Annotated in this window: 9 protein-coding genes; 4 read left to right on the forward strand and 5 right to left on the reverse strand. The window is 68.7% G+C overall.

Annotated elements, in window-relative coordinates; all coding sequences use genetic code 11:
• The first annotated feature begins 14 nt into the window (after window positions 1-14).
• The 4 genes from ABD808_RS25680 (at window position 15) to ABD808_RS25695 (ending at window position 5,218) form a co-directional block, all read left to right on the forward strand.
• Window positions 15-596 carry an ArsR/SmtB family transcription factor gene (locus ABD808_RS25680; protein WP_344901156.1) on the forward strand — a complete coding sequence of 194 codons (582 nt, stop codon included), beginning with the start codon at window positions 15-17 and terminating at the stop codon, window positions 594-596.
• Window positions 597-868: 272 nt separating this feature from the next.
• Complete coding sequence (locus ABD808_RS25685) at window positions 869-1,483, forward strand: ABC transporter ATP-binding protein (RefSeq protein ID WP_344901329.1); 615 nt, start codon at window positions 869-871, stop codon at window positions 1,481-1,483.
• A complete protein-coding gene (locus ABD808_RS25690; RefSeq protein WP_344901159.1) occupies window positions 1,483-4,029 on the forward strand; it encodes an FtsX-like permease family protein in 2,547 nt (848 codons plus the stop codon). Before ABD808_RS25685 ends, ABD808_RS25690 begins: the two co-directional genes overlap by 1 nt.
• Before the next feature lie 202 nt (window positions 4,030-4,231).
• Window positions 4,232-5,218, forward strand: a complete 987-nt coding sequence (locus tag ABD808_RS25695) for a PLL family lectin (protein ID WP_344901162.1) — start codon at window positions 4,232-4,234, stop codon at window positions 5,216-5,218.
• A 132-nt stretch (window positions 5,219-5,350) separates the two neighbouring features.
• Here the strand turns inward: ABD808_RS25695 and ABD808_RS25700 are convergent, their stop codons facing one another.
• The 5 genes from ABD808_RS25700 to ABD808_RS25720 all read right to left on the reverse strand — a co-directional run bounded on the left by ABD808_RS25700 (window position 5,351) and on the right by ABD808_RS25720 (window position 12,456).
• Window positions 5,351-8,101 carry an FG-GAP-like repeat-containing protein gene (locus ABD808_RS25700; RefSeq protein WP_344901164.1) on the reverse strand — a complete coding sequence of 917 codons (2,751 nt, stop codon included), beginning with the start codon at window positions 8,099-8,101 and terminating at the stop codon, window positions 5,351-5,353.
• Window positions 8,102-8,205: 104 nt separating this feature from the next.
• Window positions 8,206-9,171 (reverse strand): phytanoyl-CoA dioxygenase family protein, encoded by a 966-nt coding sequence (locus ABD808_RS25705; RefSeq protein WP_344901167.1) that lies wholly within the window; start codon window positions 9,169-9,171, stop codon window positions 8,206-8,208.
• Window positions 9,168-9,818, reverse strand: a complete 651-nt coding sequence (locus ABD808_RS25710; protein WP_344901170.1) for a GNAT family N-acetyltransferase — start codon at window positions 9,816-9,818, stop codon at window positions 9,168-9,170. The genes ABD808_RS25705 and ABD808_RS25710 overlap by 4 nt, the downstream gene beginning before the upstream one ends.
• A gap of 73 nt (window positions 9,819-9,891) precedes the next feature.
• On the reverse strand, window positions 9,892-11,604 hold the full coding sequence (locus tag ABD808_RS25715; RefSeq protein WP_344901173.1) for an NB-ARC domain-containing protein: 1,713 nt from the start codon (window positions 11,602-11,604) through the stop codon (window positions 9,892-9,894).
• A gap of 27 nt (window positions 11,605-11,631) precedes the next feature.
• A complete protein-coding gene (locus ABD808_RS25720) occupies window positions 11,632-12,456 on the reverse strand; it encodes an SAM-dependent methyltransferase (protein WP_344901176.1) in 825 nt (274 codons plus the stop codon).
• Window positions 12,457-12,565: the final 109 nt, after the last annotated feature.

Consider the following 12,565-nt stretch of genomic DNA (forward strand, 5'->3'; position numbering starts at 1 on the left):
CTTATTGTGCACTCATGGCCCCGTTGGAGATCACCGACCTGGACGCGCTCAAGGCGCTGGCGCATCCGAGGCGCCAGCGCATCCTTCAGCATCTGGGCCTGCACGGTCCGGCGACGTCGGCGACGTTGGCGCGGGCCCTCGGGCTCAACACCGGGGCGACCAGTTATCACCTGCGGGAGCTGGCCAAGTTCGGGTTCGTCGAGGAGTCGGCCGGACGCGGGCATGGGCGGGAGCGGTGGTGGCAGGCGCCGATGCGCGACCTGCGGATTCCGCCGCGCACGCGGCAGAGCGAGGAGATGCGGGCCGTCCTCGACGAGATGGTCCGGCTGGAGATCGCCGATGACCTCGCGGAGCTGCTGCGGTTCCAGGAGCGGCGGGACGACCTGGGCGCCTGGTCGGACGCACTCCCCCACTCGCGCGGGTCGATCCGGGTCACGCTGGACGAACTGCGCGAGTTCTTCGAGGAGTACATCCGGCTCCTCAACCGCTACAAGCGCCCGGACGACGAGACACCGCCAGGCGCGCGCACGATGTTGACCCGTTTCTTCGCGTTCCCCGCGATGACGGAGGACGACGAGCAGGAAGGGGTGGACTGACCGGCCGATCCCCCCGACACAGCGGGCCGCCGAGCGGCAACTCGGCGGCCCCTGGACGACACGTCTCCGCCCTTCGCGGGCGGCTCGCTCAACGCCTCTTCCAGTGAATCGGAGCTTATCCCTTGCCTTTCGACAAGAGCCGGGTTTCCGCTGAGACCGGCCTGGCCTCCAGGTTGGACGCGGTGACCAAGACTTATGGTCGCGGTCCGGGTGCCGTGACCGCGCTTGACAACGTCACTTTGGACATTCGTCGCGGCAGCTTCACCGCGGTTATGGGGCCCTCGGGTTCCGGTAAGAGCACGTTTCTGCACTGTGCGGCGGGGTTGGACCGTCCCACATCGGGTGTTGTGCATCTCGGTGGTGTGAGCCTCGCCGGGCTGAACGAGACCAAGCTGACCGAGTTGCGGCGCAGCCGGGTCGGGTTCGTGTTCCAGTCGTTCAACCTGGTGTCGTCGTTGACCGTCCAGCAGAACATCGACCTGCCCGGCCGGTTGTCGGGCACTCGGGCCGAGCGGGGCTGGCGACGCGAGGTCGTCGACCGGTTGGGGCTCGCGGATCGGCTGGGGCACCGTCCCGCCCAGTTGTCGGGCGGGCAGCAGCAGCGGGTGGCGATCGCCCGCGCGCTGGTGACCCGGCCGGATGTCCTGTTCGCGGACGAGCCGACGGGCGCGCTCGACGTCCGCACCGCCCAGCGGATCCTGACGCTGTTGCGTTCCGTCGTGGACGAGACGGGCCAGACCGTCGTCATGGTCACGCACGATCCCGTCGCCGCTTCGTACGCCGACAGCGTGCTCTTCCTCACCGATGGCCGGATCGTGGACGAGATGACCGAGCCGGGCGCCGACCGGATCGCCGAGCACATGACGCGGCTGGAGGTGCGTGGCTGATGCTGTCCCTGGCACTGGCCACGCTGCGCACGCGGAAGGCCGGGTTCGCCGGTGCGTTCGTCGCGCTGTTCTTCGCCGCCGCTCTTGTCGGCGCCTGCGGCATGCTGCTGGAGACCGGGCTGCGCGGCGGCATCCCGCCCGAACGGTACGCGGGGACGCCGGTGGTGGTCGCCGGTGACCAGAACGCGCACGCCGTCAAGAAGAAGAAAGACGGCAAGGAGAAGATGAAGTCGAAGCCGCTGGGCGAGCACGTCGGGGTTTCGGCGGACGTCGCGGAGCGGCTGGGCTCGGTCCGGGGTGCGCGGGCGGTGATCCGCGAGGTGTCGTTCCCGGCTTATGTCGTCAAGGACGGCCGTACTCTCGGCGGCCCGGACGGGTCTGACTCGTGGGGGCACGGCTGGTCGTCGGCCGCGCTCACTCCCTTCAGGCTGACCGCCGGGCACGCGCCCGGTGGGCAGAACGAGATCGTCGTGGACGCGGCGTTGGCGCGGCGGAGCGGGATCAAGCCCGGTGACACCGTGACCGTGCGGTCCGCCTCGTCGCCTGGCGTCTACCGGGTGTCAGGGATCGCGGACGGTGGGCTGAAGCGTCAGGCCGCCGTGTTCTTCACCGCTGCTGAGGCTGACCGGCTGGCCGCGCGGTCGGGACGGCTGTCGGCGATCGGCCTGGTCCCGGACGCGCACACCGATGCCGCGACGCTGGCGGACAGCGCACGAAAAGCCGTCGCCGGGACCGGCGCGAAGGTCTACACCGGAGATGACCGGGGGCGGCTGGAGTTCCTCGACGCCGCGAAGGCCCAGGTCATGCTGCTCAGCCTGAGCGGCACGCTCGGCGCCACCTCGTTGCTCGTCGCGATTCTGGTGGTCGTCGGGACGTTCGGGTTGTCGGTCCGGCAGCGGCATCGGGAGATCGCGTTGCTGCGGGCGGTGGCGGCGACGCCGAGGCAGGTCCGGCGGCTCATCGGACGGGAGGCCGTGCTGGTCGGCGTGGCGGCGAGCGTGCCGGGGTGTGTCGCGAGCGTCGCGGTGGCGCGGTGGCTGCGGGCTCGGTTCGTGGAGGCGGGGGCGATCCCGGACGTGCTGGACCTGTCGGTCGGACCGTTCCCGATGTTCGCGGCGGTCGGCGCGACGACGCTGGCCGCGTGGGGTGCGGCGCGGATCTCCAGTCGGCGGATCGCGATGATCCGTCCGACGGAGGCGCTCGGGGAGGCGGCGATCGAGCCGTCGCGCCCGGGGATCGCGCGGCTGGTGGCCGGGGCGGTGTGTCTGGCCGGTTCGGTCGTGGTGACCGTGGTGCTGGGCGGGCTGTCCACGGAACCGGCCGCGACGCCGGTCACGTTCCTGGCCGCGCTGCTCTGGGTCACGACGGTCGCTCTGCTGGGGCCGGTGATCACCGCGATGTCGGCTCGAGCGTTGGGCGTCCCGCTGAGGCTGTTGTCTCCGGCGGGCGGATATCTCGCGGCGGCCAACACGGTCGCGGCGTCGCGGCGGTTGGCGTCGGTCGTCACGCCCCTCTGCCTGGCGGTCACCATGAGCGGGACCATTCTGTTCGCCCAGACGACCCTTGGGCACGCGGCTGAGCAGGAGAAACGGGAGGGGATCACCGCGCAGTACGTGCTGACGGCGGACGCGCCCGGGGTGCCGGGCGCGGCGGCCGACGCGGCACGGCGGGTCGCGGGCGTGGAGGCGGTCACGGAGGTGGTCGAGACCAACGGGCGCGGCCTGGGGCTCGGGAAGTACACCGTTCAGGGGGTCACGCCCGAGGGGCTGACGAAGACGATGGATCTGCGGACCACGTCCGGCTCTCTGGCGCGGCTCGGGCCTGGGACCGTCGCGTTGAGCGGCAACGGCGCCTCGCGCGCCCAGGTCGCGGTCGGCGACACGTTCAGGATGCGGCTCGGGGACGGGACGTTGGTCTCTCCGAAGGTGGTAACGATCTACGCACTCCAGCTGGGGTTCGCCGACGTGACCCTCCCCCGCGATGTGGTCGCGCCGCACGTGGACAACTCGCTGAACACGTCAGTGCTGGTGAGGGCGGAGCCGGGGGCCAAGGACGTGCGGCGGAATCTGGCTGCGGCCGTCCGCGACCTTCCTGGTGTCCGGGTGGCCGACCGTGGGGAGGTGCGGGCTGAGCAGGCGGCGCAGCAGCGCGCCAACCGGCGGGTCCAGTACCTCGCGATGGGGCTCGTGATCGCGTTCACCGCCATTGCCGTGGTGAACACCCTGGTCATGGCCACGACGGACCGGGCCCGCGAGTTCGCGCTGCTGCGGCTGGTCGGCACCACCCGGCGGCAGGTGTTGCGGATGACCCGGTGGGAGTCGGGGGTGGTCGCGGTCATCGCGATGGTGCTCGGTTCAGTGCTGGGGCTGGTCGTCCTGTCGGCGTTCACGTCGGGCATGACGCGGTTGGGGACGCCCCATGTGCCGGTCGCCGGTTATCTGGCGGTGCTGGGTGTCGCGGTGGGGACGACTTTCCTGGCGACGGAGGCGGCGGTGCGGATGGCGCTGCGCGGCCGTCCCGCCGACATGATCGGTTCCCGAGAGTGACCGAGATTCACGTTATTTCACCCGATTTGACCGCTTTGGGTCAAAGTCATCCACTCTCCTCGCTTCTGTCCCCTCGGGGTGGTGCAATCGCTGGCATCCGGAGACCCACACGACGATCGTGCGGCTTCTCGAGCACGTCCTGAATGTGGGTTTCGCTCCCCATTAATCGCTCCCAGGGGGACGTGTGAGAATCCATCGACCCATGCTGATTCGTCAATTGGCCGCGTTCTGGACGGCCGTAATGCTCGTCCTGTCGGCGCAGTTCGTGGTCTCGGTCCAGGCGTCGGCGCAGACCGCGTCCAACACCAAGCCCACCGGCTCGTATCTGCGGGCGGACGAGGACATCGTTCCCGCCGTCACGTGGCAGCACAACGGCAACCGGCTCGACGTGTTCGTCCGGGGCGGCAACAACAACCTGTACCAGAAGTACTGGACGGCGAACGGAGGCTGGTCCGACTGGGTCAACCTCGGCGGCGGCCTCACGTCGGGCCAGATCACGGCGGTGTGGCGCGCGGGCGACGATGAGCTTCACGTGTTCGTGCGCGGCGGGAACGACAACCTGTACCAGCTTCGGTGGAGAGCCAGTGAAGGTTGGTCACAGTGGTTCAACCTCGGCGGCGGGCTCACGTCCGGGCCGAGCGCGAGCTGGCATGGCCCCGACCGCCTGGACGTTTTCGCCCGGGGCGCCAACAACGACCTCTTCCAGAAGTACTGGACCGCGAAGGGCGGTTGGACCGACTGGTACAACCTCGGCGGCGCGCTGACCTCCGGGCCGGGCGCGGCCTGGCGTCCCGACACCGAGGAGGTGCACGTGTTCGCGCGTGGCGCGAACCTCAACCTCGACCAGTTGCGGTGGCGGGCCAGTGAGGGCTGGTCACAGTGGTTCGACCTGGGTGGCGGCCTCACGTCCGGGCCGGTCGCCACGTGGCGCGGCTCCACCCGGCTCGACGTGTTCGTCCGGGGCGGCAACGCCAACCTCTACCAGAAGTACTGGAACGACGGCGGCACCTGGACCGACTGGGTCAACCTCGGCGGCGGGCTGACGTCCGGCCCGGGCGCGGCCTGGCGGCCCGGCGGCAGCGAGCTGCACGTGTTCGCCCGGGGCGCCAACAACAACCTGTACCAGCTTCGGTGGAGGGCCAGTGAAGGCTGGTCACAGTGGTTCAACCTCGGCGGCGGCATCCAGTAACCGCCACCGTCCTTGGTGTGAGCGGCCGGGCACATGCCCGCCCGCTCACACCGGGGGCGCCCAGAAGGGGATGTTCGGTCCTGTGGCCTTGGGCTGGGTCCGCAGGACCGAACGCCCGTCGTCGAACGCGATCTATGGGTGGAAGGTGTCGAAGTAGTCGGACGGGAGTTTGTTGAGCCAGGCGTGGGCCACTCCGGTCCAGCCGATGCGCAGGAAGTCGGACTTGCCGTCTCCGTCGAGGTCGGCGAACTGGATGTCCTGGGGCGGCAGGTCACCGTCACCGGCGATCCTGCCGATGTCGCGGTAGGTGCCGCCCGCGCCCTTGGCCCCCTCGTTGATCCAGGCCCGGGCGCCGCCCTTGGCGGTGATCAGGATCCGGTCGGCGCGTTTGTCGCCGTTGATGTCGGCGTACCTGATCTGCCTGGGGTTGGCCAGCGCGTCGGCGATCTTCTCGGGTTGGGCCCATTCCAGGTAGGGGCGGGTGCGGTCGATCTGGAGGCCCTTGTTGTACCAGGCGGTCGCGGTGCCGTCCGGCTCGATCAGCAGGTAGTCGTCGCGTCCGCCTCCGGTGACGTCGGCGAACCTGATCTGGATGCTCGGGTCGATCCGCGGCTTGGATCCACTCGACCCCTCGGAGTAGACGCTGGCTCCGCCCGCGAACTTCTCCTTGTCCATGCACATGCGTGAACCGGACGGATTGTCGGCCTTCCAGGTGGAGACGAAGACACCTCCCTCGGAATTGACGACCATGCAGTCGGGGAAGCCGTCGCCATCGACGTCACCGAAACGCAACTGGTTTCCGACCGCGCCCGGGGAGGGCTTGTAGGAGTTCTGGCCTTCGACGAAGGGCGTCCAGTTCTTGCCGGAGGGGCCGCTGTTCCACCAGAACCGGAAGTTCTGGTCCTTGTCCACCGTGACGTACTCGGCCTTGCCGTCCTTGTTGATGTCGACCATCCAGAACCGGTTGGACGACGAGAACTGCTGGGCCTGGATGACGCCGCGGTCGTCCCAGTGCTGCCCCAACTTGTTCTGGGCGGGTGGGGTCTGACCTGGACCGTCGTCCTTGAGACCACAGGGGTTGGACCCGGCGTTGTCGGCCTGGGCGGTCGGCTGCCGGATCCAGCCCCGCTCATTGGCCTGACCGGCCGCCTTCACGAACGCGTCGCCGATTTTCTCGTAGCCTTGATCGGTGGGGTGGATGCCGTCAGCGCCGATGTCGGAGAGTTCCAGCCCGGTGGTATCGGTGTAGAGGACGCGCACGCCCCGGTCCGCGAGCCGGTCCACCATCGCCGGTATCTGCGCGGTGAACGCCTCTCCGCGGGCATTGCTGCCCGGGTCACGGAGCGGCTGTACTCCCGCGACCAGGACCGTCACTCCCGGAGCGTCGGTGGTCACCTGCTCGATGAGGGATTGGAGCCGTCCGATCGCCCCGTCCATCTGATAGTTCTGGAGCACGTCGTTGCCACCGGCGATGAGGGTGATGATGTTGGGCTGGTAGGTCTTCACGGCACATTCGGCCTTGCCCGCGATCTCATCAATGCGGAACCCCCGCCACCCTTCGACTTCGCGGTCCGCCATCGTCCCGACACGAACGGAGCCGACCCAGTCCACCAGTGGAGTGGAATCGTCGGCGCCCGCGACCGCCTTGCGCGCTGCCGAGGGTGCGAGGTGGTCACCGGTGTGTCCGGCGTTCTGCTCGGCGAGCGCGCTGAGCCCCTGGTCGGCGGTGTCGCGGTATCCGTTGCCGTCCGAACTGCCCTCACCGTAGGTGGTTGATGACCCGAGGCCCATCGGACGCAAGGTCTGCGCGGTACCGTTGCGTATCGCTGTTCCGAACGAACACACCTCTGGAGCGGGCTCATCGCCGCGAGGCCAAAATTCTGACTGCGGCCTGATCCGAAGGAAATCCGGCGTTTTGCTGCCGGGCATGAACCAGGCGAGCACGCGGTCATTATGGTCGAGGAAGTATTGAGGGTCACTTGGCCCGTCGTCATTGGGTTCGATGGAGAACTGGTATCCCACAGCCTCGGACGGAACGTTGTCGCCCCGGGTCCCGCCGTATGGCTTGCCGCCACCGATGAAAGCCCAACCGTAGTAATGGGTCCAATGCACCTCGTCGTCAGGGTGGTTCCACTGATAGTTCGGGGGGTTGTAAGCGGCGCAAGCCTGCGCGGCCTTGTTGCGCAGATGCACCTCGCCGGAGCAAGTGCCACCCCACCACCAGGCATTCCAGATCAGCTTCTCATGGGTGAGATCGTTCTCGTCGACCTGCCAGATGCACTTGACCTTCCCGCTCGCCTTCAGCGCGGGAAATTCCCTGTCTTCCCAGACGTTATGCTCGCGAACACACTTTCCTTTCACAACCCACGCTTGGTCGGACGTCTGCTCCGCGAACTGCGACGAGGCGTACTCCCACAGCTCCCTGGCCCGGCCGGGGTCGGGTGAATCCCAATCCGGCATGTTGGGCACAGACTCCTCCAGCCGCATCTCCAGGGTTTTCTGGTTTCGGCCCTTGGCGAACTCCCCGGCTATCCCAAGGACACTGTCATCTCTACTCGAACACGAACCGATCCTGCCGGTCCAAAAAACGTTACTTGCCGGCGAACTGGCGACTGCCCGCTTCAACTCTTCCTTAGTGGGAAAGTCATCGGCGAAGGCCGGCCCGGCCACGATGGACGTAGCCACGAAAACCGCTGCCGCGAGAACGAACCTCCACCGTCGCAGCGCCCCTGGCAGACCTGACGAACGACCGCACACGCGCGGAACGGCATACAGCCATCTTCCCAATTGAAGCTCCTTAAGAGCGTTCACCCAGCGGCGGGCAGCCGCTCCCCCACCAATCACGGCTGGCACCAAGCAGCCTGCCCTCACACGCTCTGGCACTCAATCCCGCTTACTGGACAGGTGCCGGTACAGCCAGCGCTACCACCGTGTTCAACTCAGCCGACAAGAACGGCGCTGAGTTCCCGTCTCCAACTCCCGCGCGATCAAATCCCCGCATCAGAGGGCTGGGCGCCGTGCTCGTCGCGCCAGGGAGACAGGTCGAGGTTGGGATAGCGCAGTGCGACACCGGCGAGCGTTTCCGCCGTCCAGTACGGGTGACCGGGCGGCGGAAAGCCGAAGAGTTCGAGTTGGCGCGGACTGGCGTGCGCGACGAACCGGTACCAGTTCGGGTCGTGGGCGCACTCGGCCCATCCCCGGCGTTGTCCCCATTCCGTCGCCGCGCGGCGGTAATTGAGGTGCATCGTGTAGCGGGCGCCGCCGGGACGCGTCAGAGCCGTACCGCGATGAAAGGTGCCCTGCTCGAATGCCACCACGGTTCCGGCGGGACCGGCCGCTGAAATCTCATGCTCGTAGAGACCGGGCCGAACTGACTCGAACCCGAATTCGTCAGGGCCCGGCAAGTCTCTTCTGTGCAACCAGTTCGGTTTTGCCGGAAAGTCGACCGTGTGGGTTTTGGATACCAGGTGCGGCGGCCCCAGGTCTTCGGGGACGTCCACCAGAAAAACGAACATCTCCAGTTGCCGGAACTCGGGCGAAGTGCTGGGGACGAGGAGCGTGTGGTTGAGGTAGTCGCGATGCAGGGCCTGGTCGTAGTCGGCGGCGCCGGTGTACTTCGCCCATGCCTCGGCGGAGTAGATGCGCAGGTCGGCGTCGTCCAGCAGCATCTCCGCCAGCCTGACCAGGAGCTCATGGACCGCCAGCAGACCGATCTGCGTGGCGGCGAACGGAAAAGCGTCGATCCCGGCGAACTCGTCGTCGAGAAAGCAGTCCCTGCGCGGATCGGTTCCATCGTGAAAGCCCTGGGCGGAGGGGAAGAGCAGGTCCAGTTCGGCGACCGCGGGCCGCAGGACATCCGGCGGCAGGTAGCCGGGCAGGACGACGAAGCCGTGCCGCCGCCATTCCCGGGCGGCACTCTCAAGCTTCATGGTCGCGGTCTCCTCGCCGCTCATTCCGAAGGGGCGCCGAAAAGGGGTAGGCACGGGTCGAGCCCCTCGATGGTGACGGTGACGGTCCTGTGCTGTTCCCAGGCGGCGCGGGTCAGGCGTTGACGATCGTCGATGGCCAGTGCGCCGCGAACGACGCGGCGCTCGATTCCATCTGACGCGTAGCCGAGTTTGCGGGAGACGGCGCGGGAGGCGTGGTTGTCCATGAACGCGACCGAGGTCGCCTCCTCGACGTCCAGCCCGGCGAAGGCCAGGTGCAGCACCGCCGCCCGCATCTCGGTGCCGATTCCCTGCCCGTGGTGGCGGCGTCCGAGCCACGAGCCGGTGGACACCTCACGCGTGATCGCCAGATCATTCGCCTCGATGCTCTGGGACCCGACCGGAACACCGGCGTGGAAGACGGCGAGATTCAACGACCACGCCCCCGGCTCCCACTTCGCCAGCTGCGCCCAGTGGTGCTGGACGACGCTCCGCGCGATCTCGGCGGGCGGACGATCCGTCCACGGCACCAGGAACGGCATCACATCGGGGTCGTGGACGCCTGCGGCCGCCAGCTCGGCCAGGGTGGCCAGTTCCTCCGGCGATGGCAGGCGCAACTCAAGGCGCGGCGTGCGCAGCCGCAGGCCCAGCAGAGGGAAGTGATCAACGAGCATCTCCCCATCCTGGGGGCTCAACCTCTGTCGATCATCTTGTTTTCCGTGGCCTTGGGTGGCGTCGTGCCCGTTGTCAGGCGCAGGCGGTAGGTGGTGGCGGCGAGCACCAGGACTTCGTGGCGCTGATGGTCAGCTCCAGCGGGCCGGTCGCGGGAGCGAGAGCGCCCGGGGTGATCGGACGCAACCAGGAGGCGGCGGGACGCAGGTCACCAGCCCAGGACGCGGTGTCGGGGTCGGGGTGGTCCATGAGGCGGCCGACGAGCTGGGCGGCCAGGAGGCCCTGAAGCTCCGCCTCCCGCGCGGCGGTGAGCGCGGGCGCGGACTGCTTCAACGCGCGGGCCGTCGCGCGGACGCGGGGATGCCCGGTGCCGTGGGTGTCACCGATAAGATCGGGCAGGCCATGCGCGGCGAGACGCGCGGACAGGTATCGGAGGTCACCGAGCAGGTCGACCAGTTCGGCCTTCCGACCGGCGCGGGACAGATGCCAGGCGAGGTTTCCCAGCAGGTAGGCGTCGGCGAGGGCGAACCCGATCCAGTCGGCGTCCGGGCGGCGCGCCCGGTAGCCGTCCAGCAGGGTGTCGTGGGCCGCGCGGACCGGGTCGATCTCGGCGGCCCGGTGCGAAAGGTGCTGGACGATGGCGTCGTACTGAAGGTCGTGCGCGATGTACCAGCCCTCCCCCGTGGTGCTGAGGAGGGAACGGCCGACCAGGTCGGCCAGCAGGTCGCGGACGTCCGGATCGGGCAGCGGATCCCAGAGCGCCGCCGCGGCGTCCGCCGGGAACGGGCCACGGCCCTCGAACACCGCCAGTCGCAGATACCGGTCCCGCGCGTCGCCGGTGAGGTCGTCGATGCTGACGTCGATCGCGGCCCGCAGGGTCGGGTGCTGGTACTCCGGGGCGAAGTCGCCCTTGATCCTGCCCAGGTCCTGGTCGATGCGGGCGTGGATGTCGGTGAAGCTGAGCCCGCGCGCGGCCATCGCGCCCGCCATCGCCACGCCCAACGCCAGGTTCTGTAGCCGCGCGCACAGCCGGTACGCGTCCTGCGGGAGCGCCGACGGCGCGGTGCGGGTCCAGGTCGCCAGGATTCGCAGCGCCTGGTCGTCGGTCAGCTGGTCCACGATCACCTCGGCGGCGCCGACGGTGGAGACGAGGTCGCGGTTGCGGGTGGTGAACAGGACGCGGCAGCCCGGTCCCAGGCCGAGGACGGCGTCGAGCGGGCCGCGCGTCCAGACGTTGTCGAGCATGATCAGCAGCCTGCGCCTGCCCAGGACCGTCTCGATCTCGTCGCGGGCCTGGTCGACGGTGGCGTACGACGGGTCCGCGACGCCGAGACGGCGCGCCAACTCGGTCAGGATCGTCACCGGCGCGGTTCCCGGTCCCGCCTTGACGAACGTCACCTGCCGGTAGCGGCGTCGCAGCCATCGGCGGCGGCACACCACCGCCGCCAGCGTCGACTTGCCGGTGCCGCCGAACCCGACCAGCGCCACCGCCCACGCGCCGCCGCCGCGCAGGGCCCGGACCGTCGCACGCTCCAGGTCGGGGCGCCGGACGAAACGTCCCGCCACCGGCGCAGCGCCCAGGAACCCTTCCGGGCCCGCGAGCTCACGCAGTGGCGCCTGCCGCTGCCCCAGCCACGCCCACCGCAGCACCGACACCTCGACCGCGAGCGGCCCGACGACCGCCGCGACCAAGCCCAGCCGCGTTATCGAGCCCTGGCCGTCGTCCGCCGCCAGAAGACCCCAGCCTTGCGCGACAGTGAGCGCCGCGACGAATGCGAACGCCCCCACCCAGCGCCACACGCCGCGTACCCCCATTCAGGGCTTGCGGGCCACGGCGCCGTAACCGTCGACGTGAGTGGCGTCGTCGGTGGCCGGGTCCGGCCGCCACTGCGAGACGGAGACTATGCCCGGGTCCACTTTCTCCAGGCCGTCGAAAAGGGCGTCGAGTTGCTCGACGCTACGGAGTCGGTAAGGCAGCGTTCCGGATTCGGCGTACTTCTCGGTGCCCTGTTTGGCGGCCTCGGACGTATCGGTGCAGTCCCACAGGACCAGGAAACTCCCCGAGGGAACGCCCGCCATCGTGTCGGACACGATCTGCTTGACGTCCCGATACTCCTGGCAGAAACCCATGACGCCCATGAACATCACCGCGACCGGCTCCGTGAAGTTCAGGACGTTGGCCGCCTCGGTGAGAATCCGCTGAGGATCGTGGTAGTCGGCGTCGAGATAGTCGGTGACCCCCTGCGGGCTGGTCCCCCGCATCAGGGCGCGCGCATGCGCGAGGACCATGGGGTCGTTGTCGACGTAGACGACGCGGGCGTCGGGGGCCACGCGCTGCGCGATCTCGTGGGTGTTGGACTCGGTCGGCAGCCCCGCGCCGATATCCAGGAAATTGCGGACCTTCGCCTCGGCCGCCAGGTACGTCACGACCCGGATCAGGAACTTGCGGGACTGCTTGGCCAACGGAACGAGGTCGGGATTCAGGGCCGCGGTCGCGTCCCCGACCGCGCGGTCGACCTCATAATTGTCCTTGCCGCCGAGCCAGTAGTTCCACGTCCGCGCCGGTGACGGAATGTCGGTGCGCAGCCTCACCTGCACGTCCTCGGGCAGGTGGGAAGGCTGATTCGCGGACGGGGGCATCGTCGACTCCTCGAATGGTCGTGACCGCTAGGAGGGATCCTACGTTTTCACCGGAAGGCGTGCGGGCAACCCCGAGAAGCGAGTGGACACGGCTGACCCGGTGCGATCG

It is taken from the genome of Actinomadura meridiana, assembly GCF_039537545.1.
GTDB lineage: Bacteria > Actinomycetota > Actinomycetes > Streptosporangiales > Streptosporangiaceae > Spirillospora > Spirillospora meridiana.

Excerpts from the sequence above, each read along its gene's own strand:
- ABD808_RS25680 (WP_344901156.1), top strand. The coding sequence starts at position 15 with ATGGCCCCGTTGGAGATCACCGACCTGGACGCGCTCAAGGCGCTGGCG.
- ABD808_RS25685 (WP_344901329.1), top strand. The coding sequence starts at position 869 with ATGGGGCCCTCGGGTTCCGGTAAGAGCACGTTTCTGCACTGTGCGGCG.
- ABD808_RS25690 (WP_344901159.1), top strand. The coding sequence starts at position 1,483 with ATGCTGTCCCTGGCACTGGCCACGCTGCGCACGCGGAAGGCCGGGTTC.
- ABD808_RS25695 (WP_344901162.1), top strand. The coding sequence starts at position 4,232 with ATGCTGATTCGTCAATTGGCCGCGTTCTGGACGGCCGTAATGCTCGTC.
- ABD808_RS25705 (WP_344901167.1), bottom strand. The coding sequence starts at position 9,171 with ATGAGCGGCGAGGAGACCGCGACCATGAAGCTTGAGAGTGCCGCCCGG.
- ABD808_RS25710 (WP_344901170.1), bottom strand. The coding sequence starts at position 9,818 with ATGCTCGTTGATCACTTCCCTCTGCTGGGCCTGCGGCTGCGCACGCCG.
- ABD808_RS25720 (WP_344901176.1), bottom strand. The coding sequence starts at position 12,456 with ATGCCCCCGTCCGCGAATCAGCCTTCCCACCTGCCCGAGGACGTGCAG.